Raw genomic sequence first — 14,215 nt, 5'->3', positions numbered from 1 at the left:
GCAGCTTCAACCGCGCTGCGCGGCCTGCTCGTCGCGCTGGCGCTGCACCTCGCGGCGTTTGTTTGCGAGCGAAGCGATGATCACGCCAACTGCGACGACCGCGATCAAGATGGTGCAGGCTGCGTTGATTTCCGGCGTCACGCCAAGGCGGACCTGGCTGTAGATCTTCATCGGCAGCGTCGTGGCGCCGGGTCCCGAGGTGAAGCTGGCAATAACCAAATCATCGAGCGACAGCGTGAAGGCCAGCATCCAGCCGGAGACGATAGCCGGCATGATAACCGGCAGCGTGATCTGGAAGAAGGTCTTCACCGGTGGCGCACCGAGGTCCATCGCGGCCTCTTCCAGCGAACGATCGAACGTGATCAGGCGCGATTGAACCACCACCGCAACGAAGCACATGGTTAGCGTGGTGTGGGCAAGCGTCACCGTCAGAAAGCCGCGGTCGAGGCCGACGGCGACGAAGAGCAGCAGCAGCGACAGGCCGGTGATGACTTCCGGCATGACCAGCGGCGCAAACACCATGCCGGAAAACAGAAGCCGGCCGCGAAAGCGCGTGTAGCGTGTCAAGGTGAGCGCCGCCAGCGTGCCGAGCACGGTCGCCACGCTTGCCGAGATGACGCCGACGCGGGCCGTCACCCAGGTGGCGTCCATCAGACCCCGGTTGTGGAACAGCGACACGTACCATTTCGTCGAGAAGCCACCCCAGACGGTGACCAGCTTCGATTCGTTGAAAGAGAACACGACGAGCAGGACGATCGGCAGGTAAAGAAAGGCAAAGCCGAGCACGATCGAAATGATGTTGAAGCGGCTCCAGGTCGCGTTCATTGGTCCTGCTCCTGGGCGCGCGCCTGGGCTCGCTGGAAGAGCATGATCGGCACGATCAGCAGCAGCAGCAAGATAACGGCGACGGCGGAGGACACCGGCCAGTCACGGTTGGCGAAGAACTCGTTCCACAGCGTTCTGCCGATCATCAGCGTCTGCGAGCCGCCGAGCAGGTCGGGAATGACGAACTCGCCGACGGCGGGAATGAACACCAGCAGGCAGCCAGCGATGACGCCGGGCAGCGACAGGGGGAAGGTGATCTTCCAAAAGGCGCTGGTCGGCGGACAGCCGAGATCCTTGGCGGCCTCGATCAGAGAATGGTCCATCTTCTCCAAGGACGAATAGAGCGGCAGCACCATGAACGGCAGATAGGAGTAGACGATGCCGATGAAGATCGCCGTATAGGTGTTGAGGATGATCAGCGGTTGGCTGATGATGCCGGTGGCGAGCAGCAGCTGGTTGAGCAGGCCCTCGGGCTTAAGGATGCCGATCCAGGCGTAGACACGGATCAGGAACGAGGTCCAGAACGGCAGGATCACCAGCATCAGCAAGGTCGGGCGAATCGTCGCTGGGGCGCGCGCCATGCCATAGGCTATGGGATAGCCGACCAGCAATGTCAGGACCGTCGAGATGGCGGCGACGATGACGCTCGTCACATAGGCATTGAAGTAAAGCGCATCCTGCGTCAGCCAGGTATAGTTGTCGAAATTGAGCGCGCCGAATTCCGAGATAAACCCGGAAATGCCGCTGCGGAAATCGAGCACCGGCGTGTAGGGCGGCATGGCGATCGCAGTCTGCGACAGCGAAATCTTGAAGACAATGATGAAAGGGACGAGAAAGAAGAACAGCAGCCAGAGGTAGGGGATGATGATGACGAGCCGGCTAACGAACGCCGCTCCCAGCCTGACCAAGGCGGATTTGCCGGCAGCGCTTGCCGGAGAGCTTGTTGCGGCAGTGACAGCGGACATGATCAGTCTCTACCGTGTCAGGACGACGCCGGCGTCGGGGCGGAAAGAAACCCAGGCGCGGTCGTTCCAGGTCAATGGGTCCTCGGTGAGACGTGCCGCGTTCATGGTGCTCGCCCGCACCACCTGACCGTCGTTCAGCCTGACGTGATAGACGGTCATGTCGCCGAGATAGGCTATGTCGTAGACCTCGCCCTCGATGGCGTTGACGGCACCGGCCGGTTTTATGGAGGACACCTTGATCTTCTCCGGCCTGATGGCGAAGGTGACGGATGTCCCGGCCGCGGCACTGCCGGCATTTTCGGTCCGGATGGTGATGCCGTTGCCGGCATCGATGCTCGCGCTGCCGGCCTCGCCAGCCGCGATCTTGCCGTCGAACATATTCACATTGCCGACGAAGCCGGCGACGAAGCGGGAACCCGGCGCCTCGTAGACCTCGGCCGGCGTCGCCACCTGCATCACCTCGCCCTTGTCGATGATGGCGATGCGGTCGGCCATCGTCATCGCCTCTTCCTGATCATGGGTGACGACGACGAAGGTGAGGCCGAGGTTCTGCTGCAGGTCCATTAGCTCGAACTGGGTCTCCTCGCGCAGCTTCTTGTCCAGCGCGCCAAGTGGCTCGTCGAGCAGCAGGACTTTCGGCCGCTTTGCCACCGAGCGCGCGAGTGCGACGCGCTGGCGCTGGCCGCCCGACAATTGGTGCGGTTTGCGCTTGGCGAACTGCTCGAGCTTGACCAGCTTCAGCATCTCGGCGACGCGCTTGTCGATGTCGGCCTTGGCCATGCCTTCCTGCTTGAGGCCGAAGGCGATATTGTTCTCGACCGTCATGTGCGGAAACAAGGCGTAGGACTGGAACATCATGTTGACCGGCCGCCGGTAGGGCGGAATGCCGCGCAGATCCTGGCCATCGAGCAGGATGCGGCCAGCGGTCGGCTCCTCGAAGCCGGCGAGCATCCTGAGCAGCGTCGATTTCCCGCAGCCTGAGGCCCCGAGCAAGGCAAAGAATTCGCGCTCGAAAATGGTCAGCGACAGGTTGTTGACCGCCGTGAACTCACCGAATTTCTTGGTGACGTTGTCGAACTGGATGTATGGCTTGGCGTTCGGATCGTTCCATGGCGCAAAATCCCTGCGGATGCTGCCAAGCGATTTCATGTCCCACTCCGTCCTGCTGCTTGCCCCATGAGAAAGCGGCCCCGGCAACGGCTGCCGGGGCCTGGTCAGATTGCTATTGGCCGGTGACGATCTTGGTCCAGGTGCGGGTGATGATCCGCTGGGTCTTGGGATCGTAAGGCGATACGGTGTAGAGCTTCTGCAAGGTGGCTGCATCCGGATAGATCGCCGGATCTTCCAGGATCGCCTTGTCGATGAACTGCTGCGAAGCCTTGTTGCCGTTGGCATAGAGCACATAGTTCGACGATTTGGCGATCACTTCGGGCTTCATCATGTAGTTCAGGAACTCATGCGCTTCGGCGACATGCGCTGCACCGGCCGGGATCGCCATCTGGTCGAACCACATCTGGGCACCTTCCTTCGGCACCGAGTAGCCGATCTCGACACCCTGCTTGGCTTCGTCCGCGCGGTTGCGGGCCTGGAAGACGTCACCCGACCAGCCGACCGCCAGGCAGATGTCGCCATTGGCCAGGGCGTTGATGTATTCGGAGGAGTGGAACTTGCGGATATAGGGCCGGACCTTCAGCAAGGTTTCTTCGGCCTTGGCAATCTCATCGGGCGACGTGCTGTTCGGATCGAGGCCCAGATATTTCAGTGCCGCCGGTATGATGTCGGCCGGCGAATCCAGTACATAGACGCCGCAGTCCTTCAATTTGGCCAGGCTTTCGGGATTGAAGAACACGTCCCAGCTGTCGATCTTGTCGGTGCCGAGCGCTGCCTGCACCTTCTTGATGTTGTAGCCGATGCCAACCGTACCCCACATGTAGTTGATCGAATATTCGTTGCCGGGATCATATTTGGCGGTCCGTTCCATGACCGTGTCCCACATATTTGAAATGTTCGGCAGTTTCGACTTGTCGAGCTTCTGGAACACACCCGCCTGGATCTGGCGTGCAAGGAAATTGCCGCTGGGCACGACGACATCGTAGCCGCTGCCGCCGGCGAGCAGTTTCGTTTCCAGGATCTCGTTGGAATCGAAAGTGTCGTAGACGACCTTGATGCCGGTTTCCTTGGTGAAGTCGTCGATGATCGAACTGTCGATATAGTCCGACCAGTTGAAGACGTTGACGACGCGATCCTCGGCATGCGCGCCCAAGGTAAAAACTGCCAGAAACGCCGAAGTCGCCGAAAGCCAGAGCGCTTTGCGGGTCATGCTATTCTCCTTTGATGAGTGTTCCGTCGCCAGCTCGTCGCGGCGTCCGCGCGGCTGGGCATTTGCTTCAAGGTATTGGGCTTGCAGGCAGGCGACAAGCGCGAATTGCCGGCGCCATTATGGTTCGGCGGCGAGCCGACAGCGAAGACCTGGCGTGGCGTTGGTGGTGTTCCGACGCCGTCGGAAGCTTTCGCTACGGCGCGGGCAGGGAGACGACGATATTGTCCGGCCTCGATGCGGCCGGCATGGAGACTTGGCAAGATACGCCTGTCTTGTTGTTGCCGTGATCGCAGCCTGCCCGCGCGGCTGCGACGTTGTCAATGGTTCATCTCGCTTTGACGCGCGCACTGCATCAATTTGGTGACGGCACACCGGTGACGCCCGCTCGCGCGGGCCGCGTCTGGCGCTTGAATTCGAGCCCGATATGGACGAGGAGCGCGGTGACGACGACGGCACCGCCGACGATGGTACGCGCCGACGGCATCTCGGAATGAATGAGCCAGACCCAGATCGGACCAAGGATCGGTTCGAACGTGCCGAGCAGCGCCGCCACAGCGGCCGGAACAAGCCGGGCACCGGTGGCGAAGAAGGCGAGACCGAGTCCCAGATTGATCACGCCAAAGGCAAAGAGGAAGCCCATATCGTGGCTGGAGACGCCCAGCGCCGACGCCTGCGATGCCGCAAAGGCGGCCGCCAGCATCGTGCCGAGGCAGGTCGCCGGCGTCATGCGCACATGGGCAAAGCGGCGCGTGATGACGGTGGCGATCGAGAACATGACAGCGATGAGCAGCGCCAGCCCGTCGCCGATTGGCGACACCGCGCCATCGAGCGATTCCGACACCATGATGGCGACGCCGACAATAACGGCGGCGATCGCCACCCAGGTCGCCACCGCCACCCGTTCGCGAAACAGCGCCCAGGCAAACAGCGCCGCCAGAAGCGGCACGCCGGCCTGCATCAACAGGATGTTGGCGACGGTGGTATAGGCAAGCGCCACGACGAAAGAGGTCGACGCCGTGGCGAAGCAGAACGCCACCGCAAGGCCGGCCAGGCCCATGCCGCGAAACAGCTTCAGCGTGCCACGCCAGCCATCGCGCCAGACCATGAAGCAGAGCAGGAAGGCGGCGGCCCAGACCGAGCGCCAGAACACCACCGTCCAGCTGTCGGCGTTGTCGATGAAGCGCGCAATGCTGCCGCCGAAGCTCCACATCAACGCCGACAGGAATACCAGCAGGAAGCCGACGCGTTCGCCTTGCGGCGACACGATCGGCGAAGCGGCAACCGGAGATGATGCGGTATCGGTCATGGGTATGACTGTCGGCGAATTCGGAGCAGCACGATGTGCAATGGACGACAGAGACGTGCCTCATTCGCGTAACGCAAAGCAGAAGGCCGGGCGTGATCCAGTTCGATGTTCCGTTTGGCGCACTGATGAGGGCGCCTCGCCCCTCGCCCGGCGATGATCCGAGGCGACTTGTCGATGATGCGTTACGAGGTGCTCTTGTTGCCGCGGATAAAACGCCAGAGACCGGCCAGCGGAACCAGCAGGAGCAGGCCAAACTTTTTCAGCGCGATCAGCGCCACGACCAGAAAACCTGCTTTCGCCGCCAGCTTGCCGGCAATCAGGCCACCGACGCCAATCGCCGCAACCGTATCGACGCCCGGCACGAAATCGGCGTATGTCTTGCCGGTATTGAAGTCCGCGAGGCCAAGCACCTCATCCAGGCTTTGCCTTATCTCCGGCAATTGTTCCACCGTCGCGATATAGCTCATCACGAAGACGCCCTCCCTGCCAAGGAAACGGACGTCGTAGTTGAGCGTATGGGCGGCATCGTTGCCAAATTGCAGCTCCTTGGCCCAGTGCAGGCGCTTGTGGGCCGCGTCATAAACCGGCGGCGACGCCCAGCCGATCAGCGTAATGGGCGCATAGCCATCCTTTACCCTCTGATCGTTGCCGGACAGAGTGTCTGACTGCATGTTGCGCAGCAGTTCATTGTAATCGATGGACGCGGCGTCGCTGTCGTCGACGTAACCGATCTTTTCCCAGCGCAGCTCTATCCCCCAATTGTTGTCGGCAATGGGATCATGGGAGACTGGAAAGATCATGCCGAGGGCATCGGAACCAGAGTCGGGCGGATTGCCCCAGGCTTCGGTGAGGACGGAGAGCGTGTCCTTCTTGTCCAGAAAATAGAACTTGTCCTTGAGGTCGAGATGGATGCCTTCGGCAAGATTTATCGCGCCGGTCTTCGGATCGATCTTGTCCAGGAACGCCTTGCCGGCATCATTGTAGTGTTGATAGGAATTGAAGAAATCCGAGGACTTTTCAGCCAATGCGGGATCGGCCAAAAACGCGAGCGCCAAGCCAAGCCAAAAAACTGTCCTGCCCATGATTGATCCCCCGACCGTTGCGCAGTTCTTTTTTTTGATACCGTACCGTCAATGCTGAATCAATATTCGGCTGAATCAATATTTTGGCTGAACCAATATTTTGGCCGGCAACCGCGAACCAGCTTACTGGTTGCCGCCGCAGGAACAGATGAGGTCCTTTGGTCGAAGATTCAGCCGCAATATTGCTGGAGCCGAATCACTGGAAATCGAACGCCGACAGTCCCGTGACCATCTCGTCGAGGCCGAGCGGACGTGTAACGGGTGGCTCGGCGCGGGCGAGGCAGCCGATGCGTTCGCACAGCCGGCAGGCAGGGCCGACCGGCGTCGCCAGCGCAGCGGCGCTCTGTCCGGTCTTGCCGATGGCGGCCGGCCCCGGCAATGCCGCTCCATAGACGACCTCGTCGCGAAAACCGATGTCGCAGCCGAGCAACAGCGCCGTGCGCCGCGGGCGCTCGGCAAACGAGCCCTGCGGCCCTTCGAGCGTGCGGGCCATGCAGAGGAACGCCGCACCGTCGGGCATTTCCACTGCCTCGACCAGGATCTGGCCGGGCTGGGCGAAGGCGGCATGGACCGGCAGCTTCGGACAGCCGCCGCCGAAGCGGCTTTGCGGAAAGCCGTGGCTGCCCGCCTTGCGGAACCGATTGCCGGCACTGTCGACCTCGAGCATGAAGAACGGCACACCCGACGCACCCGGCCGCTGCAGCGTGGTCAGCCGGTTCGCCGCCTGCTCGAAAGAGACGCCGAAGCGCGACCGCAACATGTCGATGTCATAGCGGGCACGGACCGCAGCGGCGCGAAAAGGTTGATAAGGCATCATCAGAGCGTGCGCGGCATAGCGGCCGAGCTCGAAACGCGCCAGCCGGCGGGCTTCGTCCGTGGTCAGCTTCAGCACTTGGATCTCGGCAGCTACAGCGACGCTCATGCGGATCAGGCAGGCCTCCATCGCCACCTCGCGCACTTGATCGAATGGCGACAGCCGCTCGGACAGGAACAGGCGCTGCGAGTGACGGTCATAGCGACGCCGCCAGTTGGGCATCGTGGCGACCGGCAGTACCTTGACGACGATGCCGAATTCACGCCGCAGCCAAGCCTTCAACGCACTGAACAGATCGTCGCCGGGATCGAGCACCGACGTGAATGCCTCGGCTTCCTCTTCGAGCGCGGCAAAATGGTTCGGCCGGCGTTCGAAAATCTCATGCACCTCGTCGATCGGCAGCCTGGCACCGGAGAGGGCGGTGGCCTTGCCCTCACGCGCGAGCAGCTCGTTGATATCCGACAATCGCTCGGCCTGCTCGCGATAGGCGCGAAACAGCTTTATGACAGCGGTGGAAGCGTTGGGCGCCGCCTCGGCAAGCTCGATGAGTTCCTGGTCGCCCGGCAGTTCGCCGGCCAGCAACGGATCTGAAAACACTTCCTTCAAATCGGCGACCGACCCCCTCGCCTCGCCCTGCAATTCATGTGGGTCGACCTTGTAGACGGTTGCCAGCCTCAGGATCAGTTGCACCGTCAGCGGCCGCTGGTTGCGCTCGATGAGATTGAGATAGGACGGCGAGATGCCGAGCCCTTCGGCCATCGCCGTCTGGGTCAGCCCCTTGGCGTTGCGGATGCGACGAATGCGCGGCCCGGCAAAGATTTTGTGGTCGGCCAATCGAGTTTCCTTGACAGAAATTTACATCCGCCGATGGCATGGCTGTCTTTACAATCATGACAGATTTACAGCTCTCATCAGTCAAACACAACACAGGTTTTCCCTTATTTTATGACTGATCAGGAGGTTTGCCTCGCTTGCGTCGTGCCGACGTGTAAATGGTGTCACACATATGGCGCACATATTTTCCCTCTGCGACGCCTTCCTAAACCGGCATCAAAACCGCCTGGAGTGATCAATGACCGACTTTTACAACCTCGTCCCGTCGGCGCCGCAAGGCCGCTTTGATGGCATCGAAAGGCCCTATTCGCCGGACGACGTGAAGCGGCTGCGCGGCTCGGTGCAGATCCGGCAGAGCCTCGCCGAAATGGGGGCAAACCGGCTGTGGCAGCTCATCCATGAAGAGGATTTCGTCAACGCGCTGGGTGCCATGTCGGGCAACCAGGCGATGCAGCAGGTGCGGGCCGGGCTGAAAGCGATCTATCTGTCAGGATGGCAGGTCGCCGCCGATGCCAACACCGCTTCCGCCATGTACCCGGACCAGTCGCTTTATCCCGCAAATGCCGCGCCCGAACTGGTCAAGCGCATAAACCGCACCTTACAGCGCGCCGACCAGATCGAGACTTCGGAAGGCAACGGGCTGTCGGTCGACACCTGGTTCGCGCCGATCGTCGCCGACGCGGAAGCCGGCTTCGGCGGGCCGCTCAACGCCTTCGAGATCATGAAGGCGTTCATCGAGGCGGGTGCGGCCGGCGTCCATTACGAGGACCAGCTGGCTTCGGAGAAGAAATGCGGCCATCTCGGCGGCAAGGTACTGATCCCGACCGCCGCACACATCCGCAACCTCAACGCCGCGCGGCTTGCCGCCGACGTCATGGGCACGCCGACGCTGGTCGTGGCGCGCACCGACGCTGAAGCGGCAAAGCTCTTGACCTCCGACATCGACGAACGCGACCGACCCTTCGTCGATTATGGCGCCGGCCGCACGGCGGAGGGCTTCTACCATGTCAGCAACGGCATCGAGCCCTGCATCGCCCGCGCCGTCGCCTATGCGCCCTATGCGGACCTGATCTGGTGCGAGACTTCCAGGCCCGATCTGGCGCAGGCCAGGACGTTTGCCGAAGGCGTGCGCAAGCACCATCCGGGCAAGCTGCTTGCCTATAATTGCTCGCCGTCTTTCAACTGGAAGAAGAATCTCGATGACGCGACGATTGCGAAATTCCAGAAGGAACTCGGCGCCATGGGTTACAAGTTCCAGTTCATTACGCTGGCCGGTTTCCACCAGCTCAATTTCGGCATGTTCGAGCTCGCCCGCGGCTACAAGGAGCGGCAGATGGCAGCCTATTCGGAACTGCAGGAGGCGGAATTCGCCGCGGAAGCCAATGGCTATACCGCCACCAAGCACCAGCGCGAGGTTGGCACCGGCTATTTCGACGCCGTCTCAATGGCGATCACCGGTGGCCAGTCTTCGACCACGGCCATGCATGGATCGACCGAGCACGCCCAATTCAGGCCGGCGGCGGAATAGCGGAACAGCAGACAGACAGAGGGAACGCCCAAGCGGGCATGGCAACACAACAGGCAAGGCAACACAGGGAGAAGACCAATGGCATCGATAAGCCGCGTCAAGGAACGGGCCGAAGAGCAGGCCACCAGCATGAATGTCGACCAGCAGGCGACCATCCGCATGCTGGCGAACGATCTGCACAGGCTCAATCAGTCGGTAATGAAGGCGGTCGAGGCCGGCGTCTCGGTCGAACTGGTGCGCTCGGCACGGCACCATGGCGGCGACGGCAATTGGGGCGATCTGCTGATCCCGGTTATCGTCACACAGCGGAGCCACGACTAATGAATTCTACCGCACCGCGCCTTTTTTGAACGCGGGCTATCGCACCTCGCAGGCAGCGGCCCTGCCTAATCCGGCAGAGCCGCTAGTGCAACGATTTCAATGACAAGATCAGGCTGCGCAAGCGCTGCAACGCCAATAACTTCCGAGGGCGGCGGGTTGTTGTAGCTGCAGTGCTTCGGGCAGTGCACCGCAAAGAATTCGTCCAAGACGTCCAGGCGAAAATTGGGAGAGCTCAAAACGCCGCCATCGGGAAACGGTCCCTTAACGAAGAAGGTCAGCCTGATGAGATGCTCGAGCGCACTGCCAAGCTCCTCCAGGTCTGATTTGATATTGGTGAGAATTGTGCGCCACTGTGCCGCTGCATCGCCAATGGCGCCGCCGCCGCTTTTGCCGATCGGATCGTAGTCCTCGGCGGTCGCGGTGTTTCCGGAAAGGTAGACAAACCCCTTCGCGCCGGTAACGACCGTACCCTTTCCCCATGGCATCAACCGGCCATTTTTGAATTTCTTGTGAGTCACGAGTTCCATTGTCATCTCCCGTCGATCAAAGAGACGTGCGTAGCCAACGAGGAAGGGTAGTCCGGCGAGGCGATGCGACAAGCTCGCGACAGACTTGCCTCGACTTCATCCAACCTTTCGTCAATCTGGCTATAGCTGCTAGTTGACGCGTTCGCGCTGCACAGCCAAACTTAGCTGAGCCTGCCCGGTTGTGGTGGCGACTTCTCCTTTCGAGCGGCGGCAAAGAAAAGCACTTAATTTTAATTTTAATGTTTCTTGAGATATTCTCCTGATACGCCATTTGAGCTTGACATGAGCAGTGATCTCACGCCAATTACCTCTCGAGTTTCAACCCTGCATTGAAACATTGAACAACGGCCTGCCCCGCCATGTGCCCTGCGAATCGCGACATCGAGACTGCAAAACAGCTGCCTTTCGTCAGCCGGGACGTGGAGACGCGGATGCTCCCGGATTTCTCGCGGGTGCTGGTGGTCGGAAAATCACCGATCAACCGCGTCGTGGTTTCAAAAATCGTGGAGCGGTCCGGCCTCAAACCGATCTCGGAAACTCCCGAAACCGCGGCAAAGGCCTTGCACGCGCTGATTCCCGGGACTGTCGTTCTCGACGGCGGTGCGGAGAACGGGGACTGCGACGCCTTGCTGTCGGGTATCGATGCACTGCGAAGGGCGTCAGGCAGATCGCTTCCGTCGGTGATCCTGCTTTCAGTCAAGACCGGCACGCCGGAGAGCCTGGGCCTGTCCAGCGTCATCGACGCAGTGGTCGTCAAGCCGATCACCACCGAACGGCTGCAGCCGGTGATCGACCGGCTGATCGCAATTAGCCGCAATTGACGCCTACCGTGATGCCTCGGCTGCAGACCTGATCAATCAATCTCGCCGATACGCTCGATCAAGCCCGGCAGTTCACCGAGATTGGCTATCTGGCGAAAGCGTGGTGCCGAGACCGGCGGCTCGACATGTTCCAGCACCCAGGTCAGATCATGCGGAACGTGGATGCCCCAACTGCCGGCTTCGATGGCCGGCACGACGTCCGATTTGAGCGAGTTGCCGACCATCATGCCCTTTTCCGGGCCGTCGCCGTGGCGGGTGAAAATGCGGCTATAGGTGGCCGCGCTCTTGTCGCTGACGATCTCGACGGCATCAAACAGCTCGCCCAGCCCGGATTGCGCGAGCTTGCGTTCCTGGTCGAACAGGTCGCCCTTGGTGATCAGCACCAGGCGGTAGGCGCCGGCCAGCTTTTCCACGGTTTCGCGCGCATGCGGAAGCGGCTCGATCGGATGGCTGAGCATCTCGCGGCCCGCGGCGAGAATTTCGGCGATAGTCGAGGCCCGCACCTGGCCGTCGGTGACGTCGATCGCCGTCTCGATCATCGACAGCGTGAACCCCTTGATGCCGAAGCCGTAGACCGCGAGGTTGCGCTTCTCGGCCTCCAGCAATCTTGCTGAAATCCGGTCCTCCTCGGCGTGATCGGCGAGCAGTGCGGCAAAGCGCTTCTCGGTCACGCGGAAGAACTGTTCGTTCTGCCACAGCGTGTCGTCGGCATCGAAGCCGATCGTTGTCAGTTTGCGGCTGTGTTGCATTCGACGTCTTCAATTGCGGCGTTGCGGGACGCCGACCCTAGACCAGGATGTTTTTATCCGGAAGTCGTTGTGTTTCCCCGGCTAGTCGAGGCGGACGCCAGCCGGCTCCCCTTCCCTTTCGTCGCCGGCAACGGCTATACTCCACAATCTGCAACAAATCTGGTGATTGATGCCGCCTGCAAAAAAGGAAGTCCGTCCGTCGAGCCGCGGAGGACGCGCCCGCACGCCTGCCTTCGTGAAAAACCAACGTGGCGTCAAGAACTGGAAGGAAGTCAGCGCCTGGCTGGAATGGCGCGGCATCGAAGATATCGAATGCATCACACCCGACCAGGCCGGGGTTGCGCGCGGCAAGATGATGCCATCGAAGAAGTTCACCTCCAACACCTCGCTGGCGCTGCCTTCGGCGGTGTTCATGACAACGATTTCCGGCGGCTATCCGGAGGACGGCAACGGCTTCCACTATCCGGAGGACGACGGCGACCTCAAGCTGATGCCTGACCTCTCGACGCTGACGGTGGTGCCGTGGGAGGAGGACCCTACCGCGGCGGTTATCTGCGACCTCGTCCACCAGGACGGCCGCTCGGTCGAGTTCACGCCGCGCAACGTGCTGAAGCGCGTGCTTGCCGCCTATGACAAGCGTGGGCTGAGGCCGGTCGTGGCACCCGAGATCGAGTTCTACCTGGTGCGCAAGAACCCCGATCCGGACTATCCGCTGACCCCGCCAGTAGGTCGATCGGGACGGCCGATCGGCGGCGGCGCCGGCTATTCGATCGCCGGGGTTAACGAATTCGACGAATTGATCGACGACATCTACCATTTCTCCGAAAGCCAGGGCCTGGAGATCGACACGCTGATCCACGAGGAGGGCGCCGGCCAGCTCGAAATCAATCTGCGTCACGGCGATCCGATCGAGCTCGCCGACCAGGTGTTCATGTTCAAGCGAACCATCCGCGAGGCGGCGCTCAAGCACGAGATCTACGCCACGTTTATGGCCAAGCCGATCCAAGGGCAGCCCGGTTCGGCCATGCATATCCATCAGTCGATCATCGACAAGAAGACCGGCAAGAACGTCTTTTCGGCGGAGGACGGCTCGGAGACCGAGGCCTTCTTCCACTTCATCGGCGGCATGCAGAAACATGTGCCCAACGCGCTGGTGATGTTTGCGCCCTATGTCAATTCCTACCGGCGGCTGACGCAGTCGGCCTCGGCGCCGGTCAACAACAAATGGGGCTACGACAACCGCACCACGGCCTTCCGCGTGCCTCGCTCCGACCCGGCGGCGCGGCGCGTCGAAAACCGCATCCCCTCCTCCGACGCCAACCCCTATCTGGCGCTGGCGGCATCGCTTGCCTGCGGACTGATCGGCATGACCAACAAGATCAAGGCCGAGCCGCCGGTTCTGACGACCGCCAACGAGGACCAGATCGACCTGCCGCGCAGCCTGCTCGAAGCCGTCGACCTGTTCGAGGCAGACGAAGAACTCGGCGCGCTGCTCGGCAAGTCATTTGCCGCCACCTATGCGGCGATCAAGCGAGCGGAATTCGAAACCTTCATGGAAGTGATCAGCCCGTGGGAGAGGGAGTATTTGCTGCTGAATGTGTAGTAGGGGAGTAGGGGAGTAGGGCAATATGGCAGTAGGGCAGTAGGGCAGTAGGGCAGTAGGGCAAGGATGACGGACAAGATCGCATCTTACAGGGATCTGATCGTTTGGCAGCAAGCCATGGACCTAACAGTTGCAATCTACCAGGTGACAAGGACTTGGCCGAAAGACGAGATCTACGGGCTGACGGGTCAGGTGCGTCGGGCAGCAACGTCGGTGCCCGCCAACATCGCCGAGGGTTACGGCCGAGAAAGCCGAGCTTCCTACCAGCAGTTTCTCAGGATCGCCCAGGGATCACTCAAGGAACTGGAGACACACCTTTTAATCGCGCAAAGGGTTGGAATTACCTCTCGCGAGGCGGTCGAGTCACTGATGCCCCACAGCGAGAGCGTAGGAAAGCTCTTGCGGCTTCTGATCCGCAAGCTGTCGGCTGAATAGACACCTACTGCCCTACTGCCCTACTCCCCTAGCCGAGCATCATGACTTACCAATCCCCAATCTCCCCCGGCCGCTCCTGGTACGA

General features: G+C 61.1%; 14 protein-coding genes. 5 read left to right on the top strand and 9 right to left on the bottom strand.

Annotation, left to right across the window (positions count from 1 at the left end):
- Positions 1-6 precede the first annotated feature (6 nt).
- The 7 genes from NKH28_RS29305 to NKH28_RS29275 all read right to left on the bottom strand — a co-directional run bounded on the left by NKH28_RS29305 (position 7) and on the right by NKH28_RS29275 (position 8,146).
- Complete coding sequence (locus NKH28_RS29305) at positions 7-825, bottom strand: ABC transporter permease (RefSeq protein WP_023677454.1); 819 nt, start codon at positions 823-825, stop codon at positions 7-9.
- Positions 822-1,790 (bottom strand): ABC transporter permease subunit, encoded by a 969-nt coding sequence (locus NKH28_RS29300; protein WP_352981010.1) that lies wholly within the window; start codon positions 1,788-1,790, stop codon positions 822-824. Before NKH28_RS29300 ends, NKH28_RS29305 begins: the two co-directional genes overlap by 4 nt.
- Positions 1,791-1,799: 9 nt before the next feature.
- Positions 1,800-2,939: an ABC transporter ATP-binding protein gene (locus NKH28_RS29295; RefSeq protein ID WP_352850982.1), complete on the bottom strand. Its 1,140-nt coding sequence runs from the start codon at positions 2,937-2,939 to the stop codon at positions 1,800-1,802.
- Between the two features lie 73 nt (positions 2,940-3,012).
- Complete coding sequence (locus tag NKH28_RS29290; RefSeq protein WP_352981009.1) at positions 3,013-4,110, bottom strand: polyamine ABC transporter substrate-binding protein; 1,098 nt, start codon at positions 4,108-4,110, stop codon at positions 3,013-3,015.
- Between the two features lie 352 nt (positions 4,111-4,462).
- Entirely contained in the window at positions 4,463-5,416 is a 954-nt protein-coding gene (locus NKH28_RS29285; RefSeq protein ID WP_352981008.1) for a DMT family transporter, read from the bottom strand.
- Between the two features lie 182 nt (positions 5,417-5,598).
- Positions 5,599-6,498, bottom strand: coding sequence for a DUF2167 domain-containing protein (locus NKH28_RS29280; RefSeq protein ID WP_352981007.1), 900 nt, complete (start codon positions 6,496-6,498; stop codon positions 5,599-5,601).
- 196 nt (positions 6,499-6,694) lie between these two features.
- Positions 6,695-8,146, bottom strand: a complete 1,452-nt coding sequence (locus NKH28_RS29275; protein ID WP_352821900.1) for a helix-turn-helix domain-containing protein — start codon at positions 8,144-8,146, stop codon at positions 6,695-6,697.
- Positions 8,147-8,384: 238 nt separating this feature from the next.
- Between NKH28_RS29275 and aceA the strand changes: the two genes are divergently transcribed.
- The gene (gene aceA, locus NKH28_RS29270) at positions 8,385-9,674 is read left to right on the top strand and encodes an isocitrate lyase (protein WP_352969544.1); all 1,290 of its coding nucleotides are present in this window, start codon (positions 8,385-8,387) and stop codon (positions 9,672-9,674) included.
- Between the two features lie 78 nt (positions 9,675-9,752).
- Complete coding sequence (locus NKH28_RS29265) at positions 9,753-9,995, top strand: SMc00767 family acetate metabolism repressor (RefSeq protein WP_023719402.1); 243 nt, start codon at positions 9,753-9,755, stop codon at positions 9,993-9,995.
- A 65-nt stretch (positions 9,996-10,060) separates the two neighbouring features.
- On the opposite strand, the gene NKH28_RS29260 is transcribed toward NKH28_RS29265, so the two are convergent.
- The gene (locus NKH28_RS29260; protein ID WP_352981006.1) at positions 10,061-10,522 is read right to left on the bottom strand and encodes a RidA family protein; all 462 of its coding nucleotides are present in this window, start codon (positions 10,520-10,522) and stop codon (positions 10,061-10,063) included.
- A 431-nt stretch (positions 10,523-10,953) separates the two neighbouring features.
- Here NKH28_RS29260 and NKH28_RS29255 point away from each other — a divergent pair, with 431 nt between their 5' ends.
- Positions 10,954-11,343 carry an ANTAR domain-containing protein gene (locus tag NKH28_RS29255; protein ID WP_245274728.1) on the top strand — a complete coding sequence of 130 codons (390 nt, stop codon included), beginning with the start codon at positions 10,954-10,956 and terminating at the stop codon, positions 11,341-11,343.
- Between the two features lie 32 nt (positions 11,344-11,375).
- Here NKH28_RS29255 and NKH28_RS29250 read toward each other — a convergent pair whose 3' ends face one another.
- Positions 11,376-12,092, bottom strand: coding sequence for an HAD family hydrolase (locus NKH28_RS29250; protein ID WP_352472713.1), 717 nt, complete (start codon positions 12,090-12,092; stop codon positions 11,376-11,378).
- 169 nt (positions 12,093-12,261) lie between these two features.
- Between NKH28_RS29250 and NKH28_RS29245 the strand changes: the two genes are divergently transcribed.
- A complete protein-coding gene (locus NKH28_RS29245) occupies positions 12,262-13,695 on the top strand; it encodes a glutamine synthetase family protein (RefSeq protein ID WP_352457076.1) in 1,434 nt (477 codons plus the stop codon).
- A 66-nt stretch (positions 13,696-13,761) separates the two neighbouring features.
- Complete coding sequence (locus tag NKH28_RS29240) at positions 13,762-14,130, top strand: four helix bundle protein (RefSeq protein ID WP_352502066.1); 369 nt, start codon at positions 13,762-13,764, stop codon at positions 14,128-14,130.
- Positions 14,131-14,215: the final 85 nt, after the last annotated feature.

The organism is Mesorhizobium sp. M1227 (assembly GCF_040318315.1).
Lineage (GTDB): Bacteria > Pseudomonadota > Alphaproteobacteria > Rhizobiales > Rhizobiaceae > Mesorhizobium.
The sequence above is the reverse complement of the archived record's forward strand: the minus strand, read 5'-3'. Positions and strand labels throughout refer to the sequence as shown.

Bases quoted from the DNA above. Each gene is read 5' to 3' on its own strand.
- NKH28_RS29250 (WP_352472713.1), bottom strand. From the start codon at position 12,092: ATGCAACACAGCCGCAAACTGACAACGATCGGCTTCGATGCCGACGAC.
- aceA (WP_352969544.1), top strand. From the start codon at position 8,385: ATGACCGACTTTTACAACCTCGTCCCGTCGGCGCCGCAAGGCCGCTTT.
- NKH28_RS29305 (WP_023677454.1), bottom strand. From the start codon at position 825: ATGAACGCGACCTGGAGCCGCTTCAACATCATTTCGATCGTGCTCGGC.
- NKH28_RS29280 (WP_352981007.1), bottom strand. From the start codon at position 6,498: ATGGGCAGGACAGTTTTTTGGCTTGGCTTGGCGCTCGCGTTTTTGGCC.
- NKH28_RS29290 (WP_352981009.1), bottom strand. From the start codon at position 4,110: ATGACCCGCAAAGCGCTCTGGCTTTCGGCGACTTCGGCGTTTCTGGCA.
- NKH28_RS29265 (WP_023719402.1), top strand. From the start codon at position 9,753: ATGGCATCGATAAGCCGCGTCAAGGAACGGGCCGAAGAGCAGGCCACC.
- NKH28_RS29300 (WP_352981010.1), bottom strand. From the start codon at position 1,790: ATGTCCGCTGTCACTGCCGCAACAAGCTCTCCGGCAAGCGCTGCCGGC.
- NKH28_RS29260 (WP_352981006.1), bottom strand. From the start codon at position 10,522: ATGGAACTCGTGACTCACAAGAAATTCAAAAATGGCCGGTTGATGCCA.
- NKH28_RS29285 (WP_352981008.1), bottom strand. From the start codon at position 5,416: ATGACCGATACCGCATCATCTCCGGTTGCCGCTTCGCCGATCGTGTCG.
- NKH28_RS29295 (WP_352850982.1), bottom strand. From the start codon at position 2,939: ATGAAATCGCTTGGCAGCATCCGCAGGGATTTTGCGCCATGGAACGAT.
- NKH28_RS29240 (WP_352502066.1), top strand. From the start codon at position 13,762: ATGACGGACAAGATCGCATCTTACAGGGATCTGATCGTTTGGCAGCAA.
- NKH28_RS29245 (WP_352457076.1), top strand. From the start codon at position 12,262: ATGCCGCCTGCAAAAAAGGAAGTCCGTCCGTCGAGCCGCGGAGGACGC.
- NKH28_RS29255 (WP_245274728.1), top strand. From the start codon at position 10,954: ATGCTCCCGGATTTCTCGCGGGTGCTGGTGGTCGGAAAATCACCGATC.